Genomic DNA, 23,848 nt, shown 5'->3' with positions numbered 1-23,848 from the left:
CTCCCATGAACGAGCCCTGGCCGGACGGCTCCCCGGGCCGGCCGAGCCACTGGTACGACGCCGACGCGGGGCCGCTGGTCCGCCCGTACGCCATGACCGGCGGCCGCACCGCGCCCGGCCCCAGCGGCGTCCGCCTCGACCTGATCGCACTCGTCACCCTCGCCGCGCCGCGGGGGCCCGAACCCGCCGAGGAGTCCCTTCTCGGCCCCGAACACCGGGCGCTGCTCGCGCTGTGCCGCAAGGAGACCCAGTCGGTCGCCGAACTCGCCGCCGACGCGGACCTGCCCGTCGGCGTCGTACGCGTCCTCGTCGGGGACCTGCTCGAAGCGGGCCACGTGGTCGTCAGCCGGCCGGTGCCGCCCGCCCAACTGCCCGACGAGATCATCCTGAGAGAAGTGATCGATGGCCTCCGAGCCCTGTGAACCCACCCCCGCCCTCGCGCTGAAGATCCTCGTCGCGGGGGGATTCGGCGTGGGCAAGACCACCCTGGTCGGAGCGGTCAGCGAGATACGGCCGCTGCGCACCGAGGAACTGCTGAGCGAGGCAGGGGAGTCGGTGGACGACACCGGCGGCGTGGACCACAAGACCACGACCACCGTCGCCATGGACTTCGGCCGGATCACCATCCGCTCCGGCCTGTCCCTGTACCTGTTCGGCACGCCGGGGCAGGATCGTTTCTGGTTCCTGTGGGACGAGCTGTCGCAAGGGGCGCTGGGCGCCGTCGTCCTCGCCGACACCCGCCGCCTGGAGGACTGCTTCCCGGCGGTCGACTACTTCGAGCACCGTCGCATCCCCTTCGTCGTGGCCGTCAACTGCTTCGCCGGCGCCCGTTCCTACGGCGCCACTGATGTGTCGGCCGCCCTCGACCTGGACCGCGGCACCCCCGTGGTGCTCTGCGACGCCCGTGACCGGGACTCCGGGAAGGAGGTGCTGATACGGCTCGTCGAATACGCCGGGCGCATGCACACCGCGCGCCTGCTCGACTCGGTCGGCTGACGCCGTCTCCCCGCGCCGCCGCGCGACTCCCCGGCATCCGGCACCGCTTGCCCGGGGCGCCCCGGTGGTGAAGGGTGGCAGGGAACCGGGAAACCGGGATAGCGGGACAACGGGGACAACGGGGAATTGCATGAGCGGGGAGGCCTGACATGGCACTGAAGAAGGAACTCGACTGGCTGCTCGACGACCTGACCCGGCGGGTGGAGCACGTACGCCACGCGATCGTGCTCTCCAACGACGGTCTGGTCACCGCCGCCAGCGCCGACCTGAAGCGCGAGGACGCGGAGCACCTGGCCGCGGTCTCCTCCGGCCTGCACAGTCTCGCGAAGGGTTCGGGACTGCACTTCCGGGCCGGCAAGGTGCGCCAGACCATGGTCGAGTTCGACGAGGGCGTCCTGTTCGTCACCGCGGCCGGCGAAGGCAGTTGCCTGTGCGTGCTCAGCTCCGCGGAGGCGGACATCGGCCAGATCGCGTACGAGATGACCCTTCTGGTCAACCGCGTGGGCGAGCACCTCTCGGTGGCCGCAAGGCAGCCCGGCGATTTTGGAGTGACAGAGCTCTGAACAGGCGCTTTCCGCCCACGGATTGAGGCCCTGGCCGGGTTGTCCACAGGCCGGGCGGGATGTCGGCGCGGCGGGGTACGGTCGTCACCGAGAGTATTCGTTCCGAGTACTCGTTCCTCACGGGGGAGGATCCGATGACCGTAGTCACCACCAAGAACGCCCTTGTTCCCGCCGTCGCCGCGCGTGCGGCCGCTCCGGCCGGGCCATGGCTCGCGCCGGGTGCCGCGGCCCGTGAACTGGAGCTCAGGCTCGGCGAGTTCGAGCTGGCCGTCCAGCTCGGCCACATCCGTACCGTGCCGGATCCCGGCGGCGGACACCGCCGGGTCGCGGTGCGCGAGGTGGCCCGGCTGCGAGCCGCCGCGGGCTTTCCCGAGGCCCTGCGCGAGCGGGTGCGGACCGTCGGCACCAGCGACGGCGCCGAGCTGCTCGGCGTCGCTCCGGGACGCTTCACGAGACTGGCCCGCACCGGGCGGCTCACTCCGGTGCGGTGCTACCTCAACCGCTACCGGGCGGTCGTCTGGCTCTACCTGGCCGAGGAAGTGGTCGAACTGGCCCTGCGCGAGCCGGGGTTGCTCAGCGGCCGCCATCCGGACCCCGACGGCGGCCAGGACCGGCGAGCGCGCAACTGGCGCGGCCGCAGAATCGCCATGCTGGCCCGCCAGACCGACGACCAGTGGGAACAGGCGGCCGCGGTCGCCTGCGCCCTCGACAGCGCACACCTCGCCGAGATCGTCCGGGATCCTTACGAACGGGCCTGTTTGCGCCGGTTGCGCCCCGAGACGTTCCGGGTCCACCCCGAATCCGCGATCGCCCAGGGCATCGTCGACCGGCTGCTCCTTGCGGACGAACCGGACGAGATCGAGTGGTTCCGGCTGCGTCTGGTGGAGGCTCTCGCCGACGCCCGGAACCAGCGCCCGGCTCCGCGCCCGGTCACCAGCCCGGCGGGGGAGCAGGGCCTTTCGGCCGCGGCGGAAACGCTGGAGCCACGGGCGTTGGGGCGGGCCGGACCGAGGGCGCCCGGTCCCGCGGCGCGCCGGGCGCGCGCCCCGCAGAGCCCGCCGACCCGGCAGGGAGGAGCGCCGCCGCAGCGAAGTCTGCTGGGGCGGCTGCGGCGGGCGAAGCAGCCGGATCGGGGTGGGCGGCGACCAGCCCGCGGTTCATGACATCCTGTGACGTCACAGCTCGCCGGACGGGATCGGCGGACGTCCGGTACGGGGAAGGTCGATGAGGCTCTGCTTCCTGGTGGAAGAGCACTACCGCCATGACGGCATGCCCGTCGAGGTGATCCGCCAACTCGACGCCTGGGGGCACCAGGTCGACGTGGTGCGGCCCGGCGGTTCACTGCTGCGGATGTCCGAGGCGGTCCGCGCGGGCAGCCACGACGCGTGGGTGCTCAAGACGGTCTCCGGCGGGCCGGGGCTCCCGCTTCTGGAAGCCGCGGCCGCGGTCGGGCTGACCACGGTCAACGACGTCCGCTCCATCCGCGGGGTGCGGGACAAGGCGCTCGCGTCGGCCATCGGCCGCAGCCGCGGACTGCCGGTGCCGATGACCTACGCGGCCGCCCGGCCCGAACTGCTCGCGGAGATACCCGAGTCCGAGTACCCGCTGGTGGTGAAGCCCGCCGACGGGAGCTCGGGGCGCGCCGTGCACCTGGTGCCGTCACCGGACCGGCTCGCCGCGATGCTGCCCGTCCTGGCGGGCGAGGGGATGCTCATCGCCCAGCCGTACGTCCCCAACTCGGGCATCGACCTCAAGGTGTACTGCGTCGGAGGGGAGCTGTACGCCACCGAGCGCCGCTCGCCGCTCCACCCCGACCACGGCGTGCGCGAACGGCACGTCCCGCTGCCGTCCGAGGTGGCCGCCATCGTCGACCAGGTCGGCGCGGTCTACGGACTCGACCTGTACGGGGTGGACGTGCTGCTCGGCCCGGACGGGCCGGTGGTCGTCGACGTGAACGACTTCCCGAGCTTCCGCCAGGTGCCGGACGCGGCTGCCAAGGTGGCCCGGGCGGTGCTCGAACTCGCCCGTACGGGCAGCGAGGTGGCCGCCGCGGCTTTCGTGGCAGGCGCGGCACGGATCCCGGAACAGCCCTTCGGCGCCGACGGGCCGGGCTCGGGAGCGCGGCCGGTCCGCAGCTCGGCCGGGGCGGGCGAGAGCCGGTGAGCAACGGCACGACGATCGGTCTCATCACGCCGGAGCCCGGCCACCCGCTGCTCGCGGCGACCACGGAACTGCTCGCGCGTGAACACCGCGTGGTGGCGGTCCACCCGGAGACGACCGACCCGGCCCGACTGGAGCGGGCGGCCGGTGTCTATCTGCTGAAGTCGCGCACGCCCCGCGCGCTGGCGCTGGCCCGCGACCTGGAGTCGCGGGGGGCGGTGGTGGTCAACTCCGCGGAGGCCACCTCCCTGTGCCAGGACCGCACGTACCTGGCCGACCAGGCCCGTCAGGCGGGGCTGCCCTTTTCGGCGACCCGCACCTTCGGGTCGCTGACGGAGTTCGCGCGGCTCGCCGGATCCGCCGGTGCGGCGAAGTGGGCGGGACCGCTGGTGGTGAAGAGCCGCCACAGCCGGCGGCACGACCTCGTGGCACGCGTGGACAGCCCCGGTCGGCTGGCCGAGCTGGCGGCGCGCTGGGCGGACGAGCCCGTCGTGGTGCAGGAGTTCACCGAGAACAGCGGCTACGACCACAAACTCTGGGTCATCGACGGAACGGTCTTCGCGGCGCTGCGCCGCTCCGAGCTGTCGCCCGGGGGCCGGGGCCCCACCGTGCCGCTCGCTCTGGCCGAACTGCCGCGCGGCTGGGCCGACTTGGTGGTCGAGGTCGGCGCCGTCTTCGGCCTCGACGTCTACGGGGTCGACGTCCTGGACGCGGGGGAGGGCGCCCCGCTCATCGTCGACATCAACGCGTTCCCCGGGATCCGGGGGCAGGCCGGTGCCCCCGAGGCCTTGGCGGCGCTGGCTCTGCGCAAGGCCCGGGAGACGGTGGTGGCGGCCTGAGGGCCGGGCCGGGGACACGCGGTACCCGGCCCGCGTGCCCCCACCGCACGGTGCGCGGTCAGTGCGCGGTGTGCTGAAGAACGGTGTTCCAGGCGGTGATCACCGGGCGGTCGTGTTCGCGGCCGAGCCGGGACACCGCCCCCGTGTCGAGCACGAACAGCGCGCCGCCGGAGGCCGGAAGGCCGAGGTAGCGGGCCGTGAGGACCCGCAGGAAATGCGAGTGGGCGATGAGGACGACGTCCTCGTCCCCGGCGCGCAGAGCGTTCGCGACCTCGGCGAGGACCCGGTCGGCCCGCTCGCCGACCTCGGCCGGGCTCTCGCCGGGGTGGTCGGCGGGACCGGGCGCGACGCCGTCGGTCCACAGGTTCCAGTCGGGTCGGCTGCGGTGGATCTCGGCCGTGGTGATGCCCTCGTAGCCGCCGTAGTCCCATTCGTGAAGGTCCGGGGTGATGCGGGCGTTCTTGAACCCGGCCAACTCGGCCGTGCGCACGGCTCGTTGGACCGGGCTGACCAGGACGAGACCGACCGGCCGGTCGGCGAGGAGCGGTGCGACCGCGCGGGCCTGCTCTTCCCCGTGCGCCGTGAGCGGCAGGTCGGTGTAGCTCGTGTGCTGCCCCGACAGCGACCATTCGGTCTCCCCGTGACGTACGAGGATCAACTCACCCATGGCTGTGTATTCCGTTCTCCGTGTGCGTCCCCCGGGCCGGTACCGCCCCGGCCGTACGCGAGGACAACCTCCGAGGAGCCGCGCGCATTCCGTGCGCGGGGGTGTGTCGGGCGTGGGATGTCCCACGCTTTCGCGACCGGGGGAGGGAGTATCCGCGCCGCGGATGCGGGAGGGCCCCGCCCTCTGGGCCGCGAGGCCGACCCGGCCGACCCGCGTTCCCTCCTGCTACCCAGCACCGTGAAGCGCAGTGAAGCCCGTCAGGGGTGCATGCGCGCGCCCTTGAGGGCCTTGTCGACCGCGTTGCGCGGCCCGTGGACGGCGAGCCCGACGAGATCAAGGTCGGCACCGGTGACGGCCCGGACCGCCGCCCGGTTGTCCGCGTCGTTGCCGGTACGGAACATGTCGCCCGTGAACACGGCCAGGGGCAGGGCGCGGCCCACGGCGCGGGTGTGGGCGGAGCGCAGCACTTCCTTGCTCCCCTCGAAGACGAGCACCGGCTGGCGGAACAGCGGGAGATAAGGGGTGCCGTCGGCATCGGCGTACGGTTCGCCGATCGTCTCGGGCCGTACGGTGCCGAGCCCGCTGACGAGGAAGGCCGTCACGTTGAGCCGCTGCCAGGTGTGCAGGTCGTCGCGGAGCAGCACGGCGATCTTCGTGTCGAAACGTACGGGCGCACTGTCTGATGTCATGGACTGAGACTGCCGAACCCGTCCCGGGCGCGTCTTGTACGTTCCTTGCATGACGGCCGGACAGGAGATCTCCGCTTGGCGCCCCCGGGTGGCGGGCGTGGTGGAGGTCTTCCACGCGCGGTTCACCGAGCACTCCTACCCGATGCACGTCCACGACAGCTGGACGCTGCTGCTCGTCGACGACGGAGCGGTGCGCTACGACCTGGACCGGCACGCGCACGGCACGCCGGGTGACGCGGTGAGTCTGCTGCCGCCGGACGTGCCGCACAACGGCTCCCCGGCCACGGCCCACGGCTTTCGCAAGCGGGTGGTCTACCTGGAGCGGACCCAGCTCGACGACAGTCTCATCGCGCCCGCGGTCGACGGGCCCGACCTCGTGGACCCGGTGCTGCGCCGCAGGGTCGGGCAACTGCACATGGCTCTGGCGCACCGCGGCGAGGAGCTGGAGGCCGAGAGCAGGCTCGCGCTCATCGCCGAGCGGCTGCGCGGCCATCTGCGGCCCCGGCTCGGAGGCGACCGGCGGCCCCCCGACCGTTCGGTGGCGCGGCGCCTGCGCGAGCTCCTCGACGCGCGGGTCGTCGACGGAGTGACGCTGGAGGAGGCCGCGGGCCTCGTGCACGCCCACCCCACGCATCTGGTGCGGGCCTTCACCGCGGAGTTCGGCATCGCGCCGCACCAGTATCTGACGGCCCGTCGGATCGACCGGGCCCGCGGGCTGCTCCTCGACGGCCGGGCACCCGGTGACGTGGCCCGCGCCACCGGGTTCTACGACCAGTCCCATCTGACCCGCCACTTCAAGCGCGTGGTCGGCACCGCGCCGGGCCGCTATGCCCGTACCTCCCGGCGCGGGCCGGACTGACGCCCGGGATCAGACGAACAGGAACGCCGCCGACGTGGCCGCGCCCAGCGCGCCGCCCGCGACCGTCTGCATGATCGTGTGGTAGCGCAGGGCCACCCGCGACCAGCACACCGCGACCGACACCGCGTAGGCGAGCAGCCACCAGGGGGAGTGCACCACGGCGAGCAGGGCCACGACCGCCGAGGCGACCGCGGAGTCCACCGAGATCTTCCACACCGTGTTCACGGCGAGCAGGAAGATCGTCATCACCCACAGGGCGAGCATCGCGGTCAGGATGCCGGTCGGGGCGTGGCCGAGGACCATGACGACCGAGCCGGCTCCGATCGACCCGAGGATGACGAAGAAGATCGGCGCACGCTTGGTGCGGTCCACGACGTGCCGGTCGCCCCAGGTGCCGCGCTTGCGCTCCCACTCGATGTAGCCGGCCGGGATGAGCCCGGCGCACAGCGCCCCGAGCAGCCCCCACAGCAGGCCGGTCCACTCGCCGGCCGCGGCGAGTCCGATCCCGAGCATCCCGGCGAGCAGGACGTTGCGGGGTTGCAGGACGTCGGTGACGGTGCGGGCCACGGCCGTCGTACGGCTCTCGCCGGCCTCGGTCAGGGTGTCGCTCACGCGGTCTTCTCCAGGGAGTTCAGGACGCCGCGGGCCCGTTCACCGCTGACGGTCCGGTAGGCGGCGGCCACCCGTACCAGCCAGGCGACCTCGCCGTCCTGGTCGGTGGCGTGCTTGGTCTCGACGGCCGCGGCGTCGCCCGCACGCGCGCCGTCCGCCTTGGCGGCGAGCGCCGCCTTGATCCAGTACGCCTCGGCCAGCGGCTCGGCGTTCTCCTCCCGCGGGCTGTCCTCGGCGGCGGCCCGCTTGGCGGCCGGGAGCAGACCGTCCGGCACGTAGTGGCGCAGCTTCTCGACGGCGTCCGCGATGTCGGCGGCCCACCGGTCGACCCGCAGGTCCGCGGGGGTGCCGAACCGGGTCAGCTCGCGGATGAGCGGGGCCGGGGGTTCGAAGGGCTGGTCGGGGAAGGCCGTCATCAGCTCGTGCCACAGCGGATGCAGCCGGGCCTGCGCCCGCCACAGCCGCACCCGGCGCCAGCCCTTGCTGAAGGCGGGGATGGAGGCGCCGAGGGCGAAGAACGCGAACAGGACGACCTGGGCCGCCTCGGTGATCTCGTCGAACTTCAGGGCGAAGGCGGGGCTCGGCTGGTCGGCGACGCTGACCCAGAGGAAGAGGGTGCGGCTCACGGTGTAGCCGACGCCGATGAACATGGCGAACGTCATCATGCCGAGGCCGATCCGCAGATGGCGGGCCGTGGCCCCGGCGGTGGCGAGCGCCCACTGGTAGGCGCAGACGGCGGAGGCGGCACCCAAGTAGAGGTAGAACACGCTCATGTAGAGCGTGGCGCCCCACTGCCCGGCGTGGTCGGAGACGAACCGGTCCGAGGCGTACGAGCGGTCGACCACGGTGAAGAAGAGCACGGTCAGCAGGATCAGCGTGGCGACGGACGCCTTGGCGGCCACCTGCTGGATCACCCGGGCGAACCGGACGTGGCGGGGGATGACGCCGCCCTCCGGGAAGTGCCCGTAGATGGCGACGATGTAGCTGAGGATCGCCAGGATCGCGATGGTCGCCGTGTAGTGCTTGATCAGTACGGCGAGGTCGACGACCGGGCTGTTGTTGAGGCCGATGCGTACGACCTTCGTCTTGGTCCACAGCGCGACGGCGAACCCGGCGTAGCAGCCCCACAGGGCGCGTCTGCGTTTGTCCTCCTCGTCGCCCCAGAGCGCCGCGGGCATGCGCCACAGGGCGACGGCAGTCATCACGCCGGCTATGAGGTAGCCGGCAAGGTCAAGCGCGGTCACGGAGATTCCTCGGGGGTCACGAACAGGGGACGGAGGGGGAGCGAGCCTGGGGATCCGATGGGCTAGGAGCGGCGGAAGAAGCCCCGGCGGCGGTGGGCCACGGGCCGGGACAGGGAGTTGGCGAGCCGTCCGACCATGTCGTCGCTCGTCACGTCGCGGGCCATGCGGGGGATGAGCGAGGCGCCGAACTCCGCGATCCGCTCGTCGTGCGTGTCGTACTGGGCCCGCGCCTGGATGGGGCCGCCGGAGCGGAAGGCCTCGGTGACCGCGGGCGGCAGCCCGTCGGGTTCGGCGGCGGGCTCGGCCGGGTCGGGTCGGCCGCGGTCGGCGGGCGCGTCGGAGGCGAGGACCCGTTTGATCAGGGTGGTGTTGAAGACGGGGAGCAGCTGGCGGAGCTGGTCCGCGCTCAGGGTCGTGCCGTGGTCGAACCACTCGTGGCACAGCTCGTGCAGGATCACGTGCTGGGTTTGGTAGACGGTGGGGCGCCGCCGGTAGAGCACGAAACTGGTGCCGCCCGACTTGAGGCGCAGGCCGCAGGCGGCGTTCACCCGGGCCAGCCGGTCGGGGAGTTCGTGCAGCACGATGGTGCGGCCGCGGGCCTCTTCCATGTTCGCCACAAGACCCGGGATGCTGAACGGGGCCGGGATGGGAAGATCCGCCAGTCCGGCTTCGCACTCTCTCCGCAGCTCGCGCATGGACATTGAGACCTCTTGATCGTAGTCACGCGTGTGTGACAAGCGGTCTGCGATCTTAGCCAATCGTCATGAACACGCGGCGGCCGCTACCGGGGCTGTCCGCCAGGTGCGCCTTCGGGCCCGTTGTCCCGCCCGTCCTTGCCGTCCTTGGTGTCCTCCAGCAGGGAGAGGACGAACTGGAGCAGCTCGGGGTCGAGGCCGTCGTCGTCGATGCCGCGGCCGGCCAGACCGCTGATCTCCCCGGTGCGCCGCTTGGCGAGGAACTGGAGACCGGCGACGACGTCGTCGACCACCTCGGACTCGTCCTTGAAGAAGCGCCAGTCCACGCCGAAGCCGAGCCCGAGCGCCTTGAGGATCTCTTCGGAGGGGTTGGTGACCTTGCCGGCGAGGATGTTGGAGAAGTAGCTGTGCGAGAGGGAGCCGCCCCGCTCCTTGACGAGGTCGGCGAAGACCCGGCCGGAGATCTTCTCTCCCGGGAAGGTCTTCTCGACCATGTACTCGACCTTCTGCTGCAGCGTCGTCAGCTCGGGCGTGCGCTCTTCGCCGTTGTCCATCAGGGTCCCCACGTCCACGTCCGCCGCTCATGTGTTGTCCGACGATGCGCGGTGTTCGATTCGGTCAACGGATTCGTACTTTAACTGACCTTGGTAGAAGGGCTCGGCCCCCGGGGAGTCTGTCGGCCATGTCGGGCGGTGACAAAACGGAACACTTTGCTCCGCGGTCAGAACCGGACTTGCGGAAACACTCTACGTCACTGTTAACTCGAAAAAACAAGAACAAGGGGCCACGAGGGGAGTCCCTTGCTCGGGTGGCTGCTGTGCCCTGCGCGCTTGGCGTGTTCGGTGCGCACAGCCGTGGCAAGCAGGTGTAGCCCTTCGCGACGGGGGACGCGCGAAGGGCTACACATGCATTATGCACCTTGTCTGTGGAGTCCGGTGACCACACCGCACGAGAAGCCGACCGGCTCCGCCCAACTCCTAGCCGGATACGACCGTTTGTCGAGAGCGGCCGACGGCGGCCGCCCCTGCGACTTGGCCGGGAAACACCTCCCGGCGCCGGGGGAGGAGACTGCCATGCTGACCGGGTGACGTCGAGCTATCAGCCGATCCTCGCGCGGATCCTGGCGCAGGCGGAACCGGCCACCCCTTGGCGGGTGCGCCACCGCGACCCGTGGTGCATGGTGACTCCGGCGCACCACATCAGCCGTCGGCAGGGCTGGAAGCTCCATCTGTCGGCCACGCCCGTCTCGGCGCCCGCCGTCCTGGAGAACGCGGCCCGGGTGCTGGTGGCGCACGGCTGCGCGTTCAAGTTCGCGGCCACGCCGGGCCTCGCCGCCGAGATGAACGCGGTGCGCGCCGCCCGCGCCCAGTCCGGCAAGTTCCTCACCGCCTACCCCGCCGACGACGACCAACTCCGGCTGCTGGCCGAGCAGTTGCACGACCGAACCCTCGGCCTTCCCGGGCCCGCGATCCTGTCGGACCGGCGCTACCGTCCCGACAGCCTCGTGCACTACCGCTACGGCTGCTTCGCCAGACCCCGCGAACTCAACGACGAGGGGTTCTACGAAGGCCGCCTGCGCGCACCCGACGGCACCTTCGTGGCCGACGAGCGCACCCCCTGGTTCGCCCCGCCGAGCTGGGCGGGCAACCCCTTTCCAGCAACCGCGGCGGCGAGTTCCGGACGACGCCGCGGCGAACCCGTGCTGCTCGCCGACCGCTACCTCGTCAAGGAAGCGATCCGGCACTCCAACCGCGGCGGCGTCTACCGCGCCCGCGACGAGCGCACCGGCGACAGCGTCCTGCTGAAGGAGGCCCGCCCGCACGTCGGCGCGGGGGCGGACGGCAGGGACGCGCGGGACTGGCTCCGGCACGAGGCCGAGATCCTGCGCCGGCTCGCCCCGCTCGGCCTCACTCCGCAGGTGCGGGAGGTGTTCGAGGCGGGCGGTCACGTCTTCCTCGCCGAGGACCTGATCGACGGGGTGAACCTGCAACAGTGGACCGCCGACCGGCTGCGTACCGGCGAAGGGCACGTCCTGGTCGCCGAGGCCTGGTGTCTGGCTCGCGAACTCACCTCCATGATCGGCCAGTTGCACACCGAAGGCCTCGTGCTGCGCGACTTCAAGCCGGGCAATGTCGTGATGACCCCCGACGACCGGCCCGTCCTGGTCGACCTGGAGTGCGCGGTCCGCACCGGTGCCCCGGCCCCCGTCGCGGGGACAGGGGGCTTCACCGCGCCGGAATACCTGGAGAGACCGACCGGCCCCGAGGAGGCCCGGCCCGCGCCCGGTCCGGAAGCCGACTGCTTCAGCCTGGGCGCGACCCTGCTCCACGTCACCGCCGGGATCAGCCCCGTGCTCGCCCCGGACACCCCGCCCGCCCGGCCGCCCGGCGAGCGCCTCGCCGCGCTCGTCGCCGCGGCCGCCCCCGAACTGCCCGCCCTGCGTGCGCTCGCCCCGCTCGTCACCGGCCTGACCGCGGACGGCGCGCGGCGCTGGACCCTGGAGCGGGCCGCCGCGTACCTGCGCACCGGCCCGGAGGCCAGGGCGGGGCATCGGCCGCCGGGAAGAGCCGAACCGGCAGACGCCGCCGCGCGACAGCGGTCCCGCCCGGCCGCTTCCGTACCGACCGCCGAGCGGTTGCTCGCCGACGGGCTGGCCCACCTCCGGGACACGATGGACCCCGCGCGGGAGTACCTCTGGCCCGGACCGGCCGCACTGCCGGACGGCGACCCGTGCAACGTGCAGCTCGGAGCGGGCGGCGTGCTCGGGGTCCTGGACCGGGCGGTGCGCTGCGGGTACGCAGCGGCCGAGCCCGCCCTGCGCACCGCCGCGCAGTGGCTCGACCGCAGACTGACCGTGCCCGAACGCGTCCTTCCCGGACTGTACTTCGGCCGCTCCGGCACGGCGTGGGCCCTGTACGAGGCCGCCATGACGCTGGAGGATCCGGCGCTGGCGGAGCGGGCGATCGCGTACGCCTTGAGCATTCCGCTGGAAGGCGGCAACCCCGACATCTGCCACGGGCTCTCCGGGGCGGGCCTGGCGCAGCTGCACCTGTGGCACGCGACCGGCGACGGGCGCTTCGCCGAACGGGCGGCGCGGTGCGCGCAGGGGGTGCTGCGACTGCTGCACGACGGTTCGGGGGTGGAATGGGAGGCGGGCCCCGCGTTCCGCGCCGAACTGGGCGGGTCGGTCTGCTACGGATTCGGGCACGGTGTCGCCGGCAACGCGGCCTTCTTCCTCGCGGCCGGCCGGGACCTGGACCGCCCGGACCTCACCGACATCGCCATCGGCGGAGGCCACGCGCTGTGCGCCGTCGCCCAATGGCGCTCCGGCAGCGCGCACTGGCCTAAGGGGCCGGGCCGTGCCGAGCGCCCCGGCCTGAACTTCTGGTGCAACGGGACGTCCGGCATCGGCGGCTTCCTGGTACGGCTGTGGCGCGAGACGGGCGACGAACAGTTCCTGGAACACGCCGAGGGCGCGGCCCGAGCGGTCCGCCGGCAGCGCTGGCAGGTCGGCCCCGGCACCTGCCACGGAGTGGCGGGCAACGCCGAGCTGCTACTGGACCTCCACGAGTTCACGGGCGAGCCCCGGCACCGGGAGGCCGCGCTCGACCTCACGTCCTGCCTGACCGTGCGGGCGGCCCGCCGCGAGGACCGTTTCCTGGTGCCGGACGACACGCTGCGCGAGGTCTGTGCCGCGTACAACGTGGGGATCTCCGGCGTACTCGATTTTCTGCTCCGCCTCATCCACGGCGGAGCGAGGTCGTGGCTGGTCGACCGGCCGGCCCGAGGGCACCATCCAACCCCCGGAAGGGACACGGCACATGGAGAGCCTCGTTCTGGAACTGCAGGAACTGCCCGAAACCGATGAACAGCAGCTTGAGCCGATGATGTGTTGCGACACCGGCCACCGCAGCTTCGAGGTGACCGATCTGTGCGCGGCGCTCGACTGACGCCGTGCGACGTTCGCTGACGGCGTGCTGACGTCCACGATCTCCCCCGCCGCCGACACGGCCGGGACCCGCGCGTAACGGCCCGGGTGAGCGGCACCTGCGCGGGCATCTCGCTGCCCGCACAGGATGCCCGGGCACCGCCGCGCCGCGCTGGCCGACCGGGCTACTCCGGCTGCGGGTTGTGACCCGGAAGGTGGACGACGACGAGCACGATGCCCGCCACCATGAAGTTGCGGGCGGCCGCGTCGAGGCCGTTCCAGGACTTGGACTGCCACATCGCGAACCACTCCCCGCCGACGGCGATGAACCCGGCTCCGAACAGCAGCAGCACCATCAACAGCCCCAGCGTGCTCAGTCGCCGGGCCCGGCCCAGGCCGGTGCGACGCCGCAGCCCGGTCAGCCACGCGGCCGACGCGGCGATGAGCACCAGGGCCGCCAGCGTCTCCCAGGCGATGATCAGGACGTAGGCGATGTCCTGGAGTGTGCCCGACGTGATGGCCCGCCACATGAGGTCGGGGTCCTTGAAGGTGGTGTCCATCGCCAGGACGTGCCGGACGAACTGGCGGTTGGTGTCGAAGTCGGTGATGTTGCCGAACGCGACGAGCGCGATGTACAGCGCCACGGTCGCGGTGAGCAGCGCCGCGGCGACCGGCAGCGCGGGCAGCCGTATCCCGGTCGCGGGCCGTGCGCCTCCCGCCGAACGTGCTCCGAACCTGAATCTCGACGTCATCCCGGACTCCCCTTGTCGGACGGACCGAGCCGATCTTATGCGGAGCACACACGGGTGCCGCGCGCGCCCGTGGTCCAGCCTTCCGCCATCGTGCCGCTCACCCCTGACCATCGTCCCCGGCGCCGACCGTCCATGACGCGGGGCCGCCTGCCTCGTACCCCGGCCGATCAGCACAAGTCCTCTGCTGGGCAGGGGAGTTGACGGCTAAGTGGTCGAGGAGTTGACTCGGGGTTGAAACGGCGCACCAGGGAAGGGAGCTTGACCATGATTCCCGAGCAGCCTGTTCCTCTTACGACTCCACTCGCCCCTCCGTTCGCGACGCCCCGCCCGGCGACCGCGCCGCCCGTGCGCGCGGCCAACTGCTCCTGCGGCCCGAGCTGCCAGTGCGGATGCCAGAGCGGCGGCCCGTGCCAGTGCGGGGGCGCCGTCCCCTGCTGATCCCGTGACGACAGCGCGGCCCCGCCGGAACCGGCGGGGCCGCGCTGGAGCGAAAGGGCGGTTGCCGTCCCGGTCAGCCGAGCCGGGTGAGCTTGGCGCCGAACGACGGCTCGGCCAGGTCGTCCTTGAGCGTGACGGGCACCTTCGCCTCACCGGCCCCGCTGCCCACGGTCAGCGTGCCGACCTCGGTGCCGGCCTTCGCCGAGTGCGGCAGTGTCTTGCCACCGTCGGTCAGCTTGATCGTGACCGAGGCGCCCGACCACACGGGCACCGCCAGGTCCTTGGCCGCCACGACCGGAACCGTACCGCCGAGGCCGTCCTCCACCTGGCCGACCACCTCGCCCTTCTTCACCACCGTCTCGGTCTTGAGCGCCTTGTCCGCCGCCAGGATCAGGCTTTTGCTCGCCGCGGTCGCGGTCTCGATGATGCTCGGCTTGTGCTGACCGAACACGGCACCGACGACCAGCTGCTTGGTGTCGCCGACGGTCGTCTCCGCAGCGAAGAGCAGATTGCCGCCCGCCTTGGTCGTCGAACCCGTCTTGATGCCCACGACGCCGTACAGCGGCACCAGCTTGTTGAAGTTGCGCTGGGTCTTGGCCGTCTCGGTGGTGGCGCCGCCGGACGTCGTCGTCGACGTGTACGAGGTCAGCTTGGCGATCTGCCGGAACACCGGGTCGGCCATCGCGCGCTTGGCCAGCTTGACCTGGTCCTCGGCCGTGCTGACAGTCGACTCCATCAGGCCGCTCGCGTCGGTGTACGTCGTGTTGGTCATGCCGAGTTCCTTGGCGGCGTCGTTCATCTTCTTGATGAACGCCTCCTCCGTCGAAGCGTCCCAACGGGCCAGCAGGCGGGCCACGTTGTTCGCCGACGGCAGCATGACGGCCTGGAGGGCCTCCAGTTCGGAGATCTGCTGCCCCGCCTTGACCTCGACGACCGACTCCTTCTCCTTGACGCCGTTGGCGTAGTCGTCCTGTGCCTTCTGGTCGACCGGGATCGACGGCCCCTTGTCACCGGCCTTGAGCGGGTGGTCGCGGAGGATGAGGTACGTCGTCATCACCTTGGCCACGCTGCCGATGGGCAGGGGCTTCATCTCCCCGTACGACCCCATCCGGCCGAGGCCGTCGATGTCGACCACCGCCTGGCCCTCGGACGGCCATGGGAGGGAGAGGGCGCCGCCCTCGGCGGTGTGGGTCGACTTCGCGGTGAGCTTCAGCGTCGGGGTCGGGATCGGGCGCAGCGCCTGGACGGCCACCAGGACGACGGCGAGCAGTGCGACCAGCGTGCCCCAGATCTTGATCCTGCGCGCGACGGTACGCCCCACCGTCTCGGGCTTCGGCGGGGTGTTCGTCAGCTGCGCGAGCAGGTCGAGCGGAGGCGGCGGCCCCGCGGAGTCGCCGCCTCCGGACGCGGTCGCCGGGGGCGTGACGGCGGGGGCGGGCGGGCGGGTCAGCGCCATGGTGCGGTCGTCGTCCCCGCGCGCGGGCGCGGCGAACTCCCGGGTGCGTTCCCGGTCGACGGCGGGCTCCCCGGGCTTCTTGCCGGGCGTCGGCGGCGCGGGGGTGGACCCGGCCGGGCGGGGCGGGGTCGGCCGCGGCAGGTCCGGCTTCAGCGCGACGAACTCACTGGTCCGCTCGGCATCCGACTCCCTGCGGGCGGCCCACGAGGGTGCGGGCGGCTTCTTCGCGGAGGCGGAGTCCGAGCCGGATTCCGTGTCGTCGGCGGTGTCCCGCTCGGGGGCGGGAGCCGCGCCCGAGGCGGAGGGCGCGTCGGAGTCGGAGGCCGAGCCCGGGACAGGTGTCGATGTGCGGGTGACTTCCGAGGCCGAGGCGGCGACAGCGGCCGATGCCGAGCCTGTGCCCGGGGACGAGTTCGCCGGAGAGGCCGGGCCCGCGCCGGGGCCCGATGCGGAGGCGGATCCGGAGGAGGCGGCGGGGGTGGGACGCGATTCCGCCTCCGCCGCCTCTCCGCGCTCCGTGTCCGCGGTGCGGCCCGGGGCGGGCTCGGGCTTGGCCCCGGCGCGGTCGGCTCCGGTGGGCCGTTCGCCGTCGGATTCGGTTGTGGCTGCGGGTCGTTCGTCGCGCTCCGGAGTGCTGGAGGTCGCGTCGCCGGCGCGCGGGTCGCGGGCGGCCCCGGCGTCCGTGTCGTCGGGCTGGCTTTCGTCACCGTCGGAGGCTGCGTCCTCAGACGTCCGTGCGGAGGAAGCAGGCGATGCCCTCGGCGTGAAGACCAGGGTCTTGTCCGCCCGGTCGGACTGACCCTGATTCGCCGCGGAGCGACCGGAGTCGGGGTCGTCCTCGTCCTCGTCGTGGTCTTCGCCCTTGTCCTTGGGCGCCGTTGTGGCCTGCGCCGCCCCGGCTTCGGGGGCTGTGCGGCCGGTGCGCGTCGATCCGGTCGGGGCCGTCCCGGTCTTCTGCCCCGTCTCGTCGGCCGGTGGGGACGCCGGAGCCTCAGCGTCCGGAGCGGCTTCCTCCGTCGCCTTCACCGCGTCGGCCCTCTCGTCCGGTACGGCTTCCTCGCCGGAAGCCCCGCCCGCCCTCGCGCTGTTCTTCTCGTTCATACGTAGTGCAGCCCGCCTTGCTGATACTGGTCTCGCCCTGTGCTCTGCGCTGTCGGCCGCCTAGACGCCCAGAACATACGAAGGCGTTCCAGTCGGAAGTCTTCAATTCCGATCCGGTCCGGAACTTTCGTGGCGCCAGGCGACCAAGCAGGCAACACCACGATCGCACGTCCGTGTGACCAAATGATGACAAAGGCGCTGGGGGAGCCGTGGTGCGTTCTCGCCGGTCCGCCGACTTGGGCGCATTGTCAGACCGGCTTCCTATGCTGGCAGGGCAAGATCGAACGGGGACCTGTCGGGAGGCAGAGGTGCGGATCGAGCGCCATCGGGTCGATGAGGCGGCGTGTGCCGCCGCGGAGTCCGGCTTCGCGGAGCGGATCGCCAGGGACGTGCAGCGGATGCAGGACGACCCGCGTCCGGCGCGGGGTTGGCGGCTGATCGCCGCCGCCTTCCTCGACTACCTCGGGGCGCGGTCGGCACACCGGCCCGACCTGGGCGGAAAGGACGCCGAGGTCGCACTCGGATCGGCCGCGGCCGCGGCGCTCGGAGCCCTGGGACTGACGAGCCTGCCGGGGCGGCAGTTCGACGTGTTCATCGACTACGTCGCAGCAGGGGTCTCCTACGGCGGCGAGTTCGAACGTGCTGCGCGGGACGAGGACCCGCGGCGGGACGGGGACATGGACAAGGGCGCCGCTGCCGCGAGGACCGGGCGGCGGGACGCGCCGGTCTGCACCTCCCCTTGGGTGGACTCCTTCTGCCTCGCCTTCCTCGCCCGTGCCGCCGACCGCGCGGCCGACGTCCTCATCGCGGCCGCCCCGCCGTGGCGGGGAAACGAGGGTCGAGCCGACGTGGCGCTGGTCCACGCCTTGATGGCGTACGCCTTCGGCCACGAGGAGGGGGCGGACGGGTTGGCCGCCACCGGCCCCGTTCAGGACATCGAGAAGTGCGCGCTGATCGACATGATGGTCGCCACGCTCGGCGAAGGCGACGACCGGCCCGGCCCCCGGGCCGCGCTCGGCACCCTGCGCGCGCTGGCGGCCGGTGACGAATCGGTCTTCACGCGCTGTCTGGCCGCGCAGTTGGAGCAGTACCGGACCTGCGTCGAGGAAGGGCACGCCGAGCCGCGCAGCCTGCTGCCGCTCGACGCCCTGGCGCTCGCGGCGTTGGCCCACCGCCGCTACGGCTGGTGGCCGCGGATCGACTCCGGGTACCTTCCGCGGGCCCTGGTGACCGGGTTTGCCCCCGGTGCGCCGAGGGTCCGGGCCTACGGACGGGACAAACGCGCCGATGCCGTGGCCGCGCTCGGCACCGGCCCCCTCGTCATCGAGCGCCCGGCGCACCCCCTCGTGGCCCGGGCCGCGGACGCGTCGTTGTACGACGACTACGCGGTGCGGGAGATGGCGCGCTTCCACGACCCGGGGGAAGACGCGAAGGTGCTGGCGCGGGATCTGACGTCGTTCATGTCCGACCAGCGGCGGCGATTGCTGGCGCGGGCGGCGCTCGATCCGGACGGGACGGATCCGTGCCTGTACGAGGCCCTGTTGCTCGCTGCCGAGGCCGGAGCCGGTGCCCTGCGAGTGGCACGGGCCGAGCCGGGCACCGAGGTGGAGGTCGCGATCGGCGGCACGACCCGGCCGCTGCCCGCCTGGCGCGGCTCCTTCCGGCCCAATCCGCACCAGTGGCAACGGGCGGTGGCGCTGGCACTGGTCGTCGGTGCGCGCGGGCCGCTGGCCGACTGTGTGCTGATGGAGCCCGAGTTCTTCGCGGAGGACGACCACCCCTCGCCCGGTGGGGCGTACTGCGCGGCGCTCCACGACTATCTGCGCGGAGTGGACCCCGAGGCCGCGACGGACCACGCGCTGGCGACGGCCGAGCGGACAACCGGCGGCGGTTTCCTCGTCCCGCCGGTCTTGTTGTTGTCCCAGCTCGTCGAGGGCGACCAGCGGGGTTTCGCCCTGGCGCTGGCCGATGCGCTGGAGGAGCACCGCGAGCACTACGCCGTCGGGGACCGGGGCAAGGACCTCGAAGCCGCCGTCAACCTCGATGTGCTGGGGCTGGCCTGCCACGCGCGCCGCATCGGCTGGCCCGTCCCCGTACGGTCGCCCTACCTCCCCGAGGGGCTGCTCCGGTAGCCGCGAGGACGGCCGCTATCGAGGGGTGACGGACCCCGAGCCCCGCACGACGAGCCGGGTCAGCAGGACGACGGAGCGGGGCTCGGAGCGGTCGCCGTCGATGCGGGAGAACAGGAGGTTCGCGGCCGTCGCCCCGAGGGCGACCGGGTCCTGGCTGACCACGCTGAGCGGCGGGCTGAGCCGGTCGGCCAGCGGGAAGTCGTCGAACCCGACGAGGGCGACGGGGCTCGGATGCCCCAGCCCGTCCATCACCCCGATCGTGATCAGGTCGTTCGTGGTGAACAGCGCTGTGGGGGGATCGGGCAGGGCGCGCAGTTCGGCGAGGGCGGCCGCCGCGTCGGACCGCGAGCGCAGTTCGTGGCGTACCAGAGCGGGGTCCTCGGGCACGCCGTGCGAGGCGAGGGCGTCGAGGTAGCCGGCGTGGCGCTCGCGCTGGGTCCAGATGTCGAACCGGTCGCCCAGATAGGCGATCCGGGTGTGCCCGTGGCCGAGCAGGTGCCGGACGGCCTGCTCGGCTCCGGCCCGGTTGTCGACGGTGACGGTGTCGACGGCCAGGCCCTTGGCGGGCCGGTCGACGCAGACGACACAAGTGCCGCCCGCCATGGGCTGCTTGAGGAATCCGTGGCCACCGCTGGTGGGGACCAGGATGAGTCCGTCCACCTGGCGGGCGGTGAAGGCGGCTATGACCTCGCGTTCCCGGCGGGGCTCGTCATTGGTGCTGCCGACCAGCACGAGACAGCCGCGCCGATGGGCCTCGTCCTCGACGGAGCGGGCCATGAGCGCGTAGAACGGGTTGGCCAGGTCGTCGACGACGAGCCCGATGGTGGACGTGCGGAGGTTCTTCTGGCGCAGGTTGCGGGCGTTGTCGTTGCGCTGGTAACCCAGCTGCCGTATCGCCTGCTCGACCCGGGCCGCGGTGTCCGGTGAGACCCCGGGCTCGCCCGACACCGCGCGCGAGACGGTCATGGGGCTCACGCCCGCCGCGCGGGCCACGTCCTTCATCGTCGGGCGCTTCACGAGCCTCCTCATCGACCGGTCCGTGACCGGGGCCCGGCACGGCGACGGGTCGATGATGACAGACGGCGCCCCATGTCAGGGGGCCCCTGGGGTACCTGGATCGGCCGAGGCGCAACTGCCGGAACCGCCGTTCCCGCTTGGTAACGTTCCCATCGTGCGAGCCCCGGGGGATCTTCTGAACTGAGGCGACGTCAAAGAAGGCTGGGCAGGGGCGGATTGGTGCCTTGGATTCGACACGGGCAGAGCTTCCGAGCGACGAAGGGCTCGATTTCGCCCCACACTCTTGACGGTTGGTCAGGGACACCTCAACAATCCGGAGTTGATTGGTAACGTTCACATGCACACCGAGCATCCCCCGTCCCGAGGCCGCTCGCCGGACGGCGAGTGGTCCTTTGCGAGAAGGTGGTCCCCCCTCGTGCTCCGCTCCGTGCTCTCCTCCGGATCCGTGGTCCGGCCCAGACGTGCCTCCCGATGCGTCAGCGCCCTCGGTGCTCTCGCGCTCTGCGCCCTGGGGCTCGCGGGCCTCGCCGCGGCGCCCGCCCACGCGGCGACCCTCCCGCTGACCGGGTACGTCGACCCGTTCATCGGCACCGACGACAGCAACGCCCCCAACCCGGTGCCCGGCGGAGCCGGGGGCAGCACCTACCCCGGCGCGGTGGTGCCCTTCGGCGGTGTGCAGGTCGGGCCGGACACCCCCACCGCCTCCCCGTCCGGCTACCGCTACAAGGACACCTCGATCGAGGACTTCAGCCTCACCCACTTCGACGGCGCCGGCTGCGCCAACAACGAGGACCTGCCGCTGCTTCCGGTCACCGGCGCGCTCGGCGGCTCTCCGGGCACCAACTGGACGAGCTACGCCTCCGGTTACACCAAGGCGAACGAAGTCGCCAAGCCCGGCTACTACAAGACCCGGCTCGACCGCTACGCGACCGACGTGGAGCTCTCCGCCACCACCCGCACCGCGATGGGCAAGCTGACCTATCCGGCCTCGACCGCGTCCCGGCTGCTGATCAACACCGGCCGCAGTGCCACCGGGAACCGCGCCGGAACCGTGCGCGTCAACGGCAACGAGCTGACCGGCAGCGTGACGGCGGGCGGATTCTGCGGCTCGTCCAAGACGTACCAGATCTACTTCGACGTGCGCTTCGACCGGACCCCGACCGGCTTCGGGACCTGGTCGGGCGGCACGGTGAGCGACGGCTCGGCCACCGCGTCCGGCACCGACACCGGCGCCTACGTCACCTTCGACACCACCAGCAACGCGGCGGTCCAGTTCAAGGTGGGCCTGTCCTACGTCAGCGTCGCCGGCGCCCAGGCCAATGTGACCTCGGAGAACAACGGCTGGGACTTCGGGGCCGTGCGCACCGCGGCCGACGACGCGTGGAACCGGATGCTCAACCGGATCCAGGTCTCCGGCGGCAGCGCCGAGGAGCGGCAGAAGTTCTACACCGCGCTCTACCACGTCCTCCAGAGCCCCAACATCTCCAGCGACGTCAACGGCGACTACCGGGGCTTCGACAACGCGGTGCACCACTCGGCCCGGCCGGTGTACCAGAACTACTCGGGCTGGGACATCTACCGGTCCTGGGCGGCGCTGATCGCGCTCATGGCGCCCACCGAAGCCGGTGACATCGCCAAGTCGATGGTCCTGGACGGGCAGCAGGGCGGCCTGCTCCCCAAGTGGTCGCAGCAGACCAACGAGGACTTCGTCATGACGGGCGACCCCGGCCCGATCATCGTCAGCAGCATGTACGCCTTCGGCGCCCGCGACTTCGACACCGCGGCCGCCCTGTCCCTGATGGAGAAGGCGTCCAACGGCGGCACCGCGCAGGGCAGTCCGATCCGCGGACGTCAGTCGACGTACACGAGCCTGCACTACCTCGACGATCCCTCGGACTCCCTGGAATACTCGGCGTCCGACTTCGCCGTGGCCCAGTTCGCGAAGGCCCTGGGCAAAGCGTCGAGCTACGCGACCCACATGGGGCGCGCCCAGTGGTGGCGCAACACCTTCAACACCGAGTCGTCCTATGTGCAGCAGCACAAGAGCGACGGATCCTGGAGCTGGCCGCTCGACCCGGCGAGCCAGTCGACCTTCACGGAGGGCAATGCCTCCCAGTACACCTGGATGGTCCCGTACGACTTCTCCGACCTGATCAACTCCATGGGCGGCGCGGGGACCGCGGTCCAGCGTCTGGACCACCACTTCACGGAGGTCAACGCCGGGCAGAGCAGGCCCTATTACTACATAGGGAACGAGCCGGAGCACGGTGTGCCGTGGGCCTACGACTACGCACGCCATCCGGCCGGTGCCACCGACGCGGTGCGCAAGGTGATGTCCGAGTCGTTCACGACCGGCGCGGGTGGACTGCCCGGGAACGACGACCTCGGCGCCACCTCGGCCTGGTACGTGTGGGCCGCGCTCGGCATGTACCCGGCCACGCCCGGCGCGGACACCCTCGCCCTGCACGGCCCGCAGTTCCCCTCCGTCGTGATCCAGCGGGCGGCCGGGGACATCACCATCAACAGTTCCGGCACCGGTCCCTACGTGCAGGCCCTGGACGTCAACGGGACGGCCACCAGCCACAGTTATCTGCGCTACCCGGACGTCGCGGGCGGCGCGACCCTCACCTACACCATGGGCGGCACGCCCGGCGCGACCTGGGGGACCGGCTCCCAGGACGTGCCGCCGTCCTTCCAGGACGGCGCCACCCCGGTGCCTGCCGCGCCCGAACTCGGAACCAACCTCGCCCTGGGCAAGCCCGTGACCGGATCGGCCACGTGCGCGCCGGCGGAGTCGGCCGACAAGGCCGTGGACGGCTCCCTGGCGAACAACAGCAAATGGTGCTCGGCCGCGTCGGACCCCACGCTCCAGGTCGACCTCGGGTCCGCCCGGAACGTGAACTCGTTCGTGGTCAAACATGCCGGTCTGGGTGGTGAGAACACGGGCTGGAACACCGGCGCATTCCAGATCCAGACCAGCACCGACGGCTCCGCCTGGACCACCGCGGCCACGGTCACCGGCTCCCGCTCCAGCCGCACGTACCACCCCGTGGCGGCCAGATCCGCCCGCTACGTACGACTCGTCATCTCCAGCCCCTCCAACACCGGCGGTGGCGGCAGCGACGCGGCGCGCATCTACGAGCTGGAGGTCTACGGGCCGAGCGGCGGCAACCGTGACCTCGCGATCGGTCAGCCGGCCACGGGCTCCGCGTCCTGCAACGCTAGCGAGACCCCGGACAAGGCGGTCAACGGCAGCTTCACCGGCGGCACCGGCGACAAGTGGTGCTCGAAGGTCTCGGGCACCAAGACCCTCCAGGTCGACCTGGGCGCGTCCCACCCGCTGACCTCGATCACCGTGCGCCATGCGGGCGCCGGGGGAGAGAGCGCGGACTGGAACACCAAGGACTTCGACCTGAGCGTGTCCAGCGACGGCAGCACCTGGACGACCGTGGCCCAGGTCCGGGGCAACACGGACGACTCCACGACCAGTCCCGTGACGTCGTCGGCCCGCCAGGTGCGCCTGTCGGTCATCACCCCGACCCAGAACAGCGACCCGGCCGCCCGCATCTACGAGTTGGAGGTCAACGGCACCTGACGCTGCACGGTCCCAGAGCGACGGCGGCCCGCCTCAACTCCCCTATGGCGGGCCGCCGTTGACCCCATCCTTCCCACGCGTGTCGGTGATCTTGGCTGCTGAAAC

Annotated in this window: 20 protein-coding genes; 11 read left to right on the top strand and 9 right to left on the bottom strand. The window is 71.9% G+C overall.

What is annotated here, in order from left to right; translation table 11 throughout:
- The first annotated feature begins 5 nt into the window (after positions 1-5).
- The 6 genes from AC07F3_RS11325 to AC07F3_RS11300 all read left to right on the top strand — a co-directional run bounded on the left by AC07F3_RS11325 (position 6) and on the right by AC07F3_RS11300 (position 4,558).
- Positions 6-422, top strand: a complete 417-nt coding sequence (locus AC07F3_RS11325; RefSeq protein ID WP_479112741.1) for a DUF742 domain-containing protein — start codon at positions 6-8, stop codon at positions 420-422.
- Entirely contained in the window at positions 403-996 is a 594-nt protein-coding gene (locus AC07F3_RS11320; protein WP_479112739.1) for a GTP-binding protein, read from the top strand. Before AC07F3_RS11325 ends, AC07F3_RS11320 begins: the two co-directional genes overlap by 20 nt.
- A 149-nt stretch (positions 997-1,145) precedes the next feature.
- Positions 1,146-1,559, top strand: coding sequence for a roadblock/LC7 domain-containing protein (locus tag AC07F3_RS11315; protein ID WP_479112737.1), 414 nt, complete (start codon positions 1,146-1,148; stop codon positions 1,557-1,559).
- 134 nt (positions 1,560-1,693) lie between these two features.
- Complete coding sequence (locus AC07F3_RS11310) at positions 1,694-2,722, top strand: DUF6397 family protein (RefSeq protein ID WP_479112735.1); 1,029 nt, start codon at positions 1,694-1,696, stop codon at positions 2,720-2,722.
- Positions 2,723-2,783: 61 nt separating this feature from the next.
- On the top strand, positions 2,784-3,722 hold the full coding sequence (locus AC07F3_RS11305) for an ATP-grasp domain-containing protein (protein ID WP_479112733.1): 939 nt from the start codon (positions 2,784-2,786) through the stop codon (positions 3,720-3,722).
- A complete protein-coding gene (locus AC07F3_RS11300; RefSeq protein ID WP_479112731.1) occupies positions 3,719-4,558 on the top strand; it encodes an ATP-grasp domain-containing protein in 840 nt (279 codons plus the stop codon). Before AC07F3_RS11305 ends, AC07F3_RS11300 begins: the two co-directional genes overlap by 4 nt.
- A gap of 58 nt (positions 4,559-4,616) precedes the next feature.
- On the opposite strand, the gene AC07F3_RS11295 is transcribed toward AC07F3_RS11300, so the two are convergent.
- Both AC07F3_RS11295 and AC07F3_RS11290 read right to left on the bottom strand, forming a co-directional pair.
- On the bottom strand, positions 4,617-5,225 hold the full coding sequence (locus AC07F3_RS11295; protein ID WP_479112730.1) for a histidine phosphatase family protein: 609 nt from the start codon (positions 5,223-5,225) through the stop codon (positions 4,617-4,619).
- A 257-nt stretch (positions 5,226-5,482) separates the two neighbouring features.
- Entirely contained in the window at positions 5,483-5,914 is a 432-nt protein-coding gene (locus AC07F3_RS11290; protein ID WP_479112728.1) for a DUF2000 family protein, read from the bottom strand.
- Positions 5,915-5,963: 49 nt separating this feature from the next.
- Between AC07F3_RS11290 and AC07F3_RS11285 the strand changes: the two genes are divergently transcribed.
- Positions 5,964-6,773, top strand: a complete 810-nt coding sequence (locus AC07F3_RS11285; RefSeq protein WP_479112726.1) for a helix-turn-helix transcriptional regulator — start codon at positions 5,964-5,966, stop codon at positions 6,771-6,773.
- A gap of 9 nt (positions 6,774-6,782) precedes the next feature.
- On the opposite strand, the gene AC07F3_RS11280 is transcribed toward AC07F3_RS11285, so the two are convergent.
- The 4 genes from AC07F3_RS11280 to AC07F3_RS11265 all read right to left on the bottom strand — a co-directional run bounded on the left by AC07F3_RS11280 (position 6,783) and on the right by AC07F3_RS11265 (position 9,878).
- Positions 6,783-7,385, bottom strand: coding sequence for a hypothetical protein (locus tag AC07F3_RS11280; protein ID WP_479112724.1), 603 nt, complete (start codon positions 7,383-7,385; stop codon positions 6,783-6,785).
- Positions 7,382-8,629, bottom strand: coding sequence for an MAB_1171c family putative transporter (locus AC07F3_RS11275; RefSeq protein WP_479112723.1), 1,248 nt, complete (start codon positions 8,627-8,629; stop codon positions 7,382-7,384). The genes AC07F3_RS11280 and AC07F3_RS11275 overlap by 4 nt, the downstream gene beginning before the upstream one ends.
- Before the next feature lie 62 nt (positions 8,630-8,691).
- On the bottom strand, positions 8,692-9,330 hold the full coding sequence (locus tag AC07F3_RS11270; protein WP_479112721.1) for a toxin: 639 nt from the start codon (positions 9,328-9,330) through the stop codon (positions 8,692-8,694).
- A gap of 80 nt (positions 9,331-9,410) precedes the next feature.
- Positions 9,411-9,878, bottom strand: a complete 468-nt coding sequence (locus AC07F3_RS11265) for a hypothetical protein (RefSeq protein WP_479113097.1) — start codon at positions 9,876-9,878, stop codon at positions 9,411-9,413.
- 530 nt (positions 9,879-10,408) lie between these two features.
- On the opposite strand from AC07F3_RS11265, the gene lanL reads away from it, so the two are divergent.
- On the top strand, positions 10,409-13,192 hold the full coding sequence (gene lanL / locus AC07F3_RS11260; protein WP_479112719.1) for a class IV lanthionine synthetase LanL: 2,784 nt from the start codon (positions 10,409-10,411) through the stop codon (positions 13,190-13,192).
- Complete coding sequence (locus tag AC07F3_RS11255; protein ID WP_479112717.1) at positions 13,146-13,274, top strand: hypothetical protein; 129 nt, start codon at positions 13,146-13,148, stop codon at positions 13,272-13,274. The genes lanL and AC07F3_RS11255 overlap by 47 nt, the downstream gene beginning before the upstream one ends.
- Positions 13,275-13,437: 163 nt before the next feature.
- On the opposite strand, the gene AC07F3_RS11250 is transcribed toward AC07F3_RS11255, so the two are convergent.
- On the bottom strand, positions 13,438-14,004 hold the full coding sequence (locus AC07F3_RS11250; protein ID WP_479112715.1) for a DUF2165 domain-containing protein: 567 nt from the start codon (positions 14,002-14,004) through the stop codon (positions 13,438-13,440).
- A gap of 511 nt (positions 14,005-14,515) precedes the next feature.
- Positions 14,516-16,999: a D-alanyl-D-alanine carboxypeptidase gene (locus tag AC07F3_RS11245; RefSeq protein ID WP_479112713.1), complete on the bottom strand. Its 2,484-nt coding sequence runs from the start codon at positions 16,997-16,999 to the stop codon at positions 14,516-14,518.
- Between the two features lie 308 nt (positions 17,000-17,307).
- On the opposite strand from AC07F3_RS11245, the gene AC07F3_RS11240 reads away from it, so the two are divergent.
- Positions 17,308-19,131, top strand: coding sequence for an immunity 49 family protein (locus AC07F3_RS11240; RefSeq protein ID WP_479112711.1), 1,824 nt, complete (start codon positions 17,308-17,310; stop codon positions 19,129-19,131).
- Between the two features lie 15 nt (positions 19,132-19,146).
- Here the strand turns inward: AC07F3_RS11240 and AC07F3_RS11235 are convergent, their stop codons facing one another.
- On the bottom strand, positions 19,147-20,148 hold the full coding sequence (locus AC07F3_RS11235; protein ID WP_479112709.1) for a LacI family DNA-binding transcriptional regulator: 1,002 nt from the start codon (positions 20,146-20,148) through the stop codon (positions 19,147-19,149).
- Between the two features lie 415 nt (positions 20,149-20,563).
- Between AC07F3_RS11235 and AC07F3_RS11230 the strand changes: the two genes are divergently transcribed.
- A complete protein-coding gene (locus tag AC07F3_RS11230) occupies positions 20,564-23,743 on the top strand; it encodes a GH92 family glycosyl hydrolase (protein ID WP_479112707.1) in 3,180 nt (1,059 codons plus the stop codon).
- Positions 23,744-23,848: the final 105 nt, after the last annotated feature.

The organism is Streptomyces sp. NPDC045846 (genome assembly GCF_056431605.1).
This window is presented reverse-complemented; position numbering and strand designations above follow the sequence as displayed.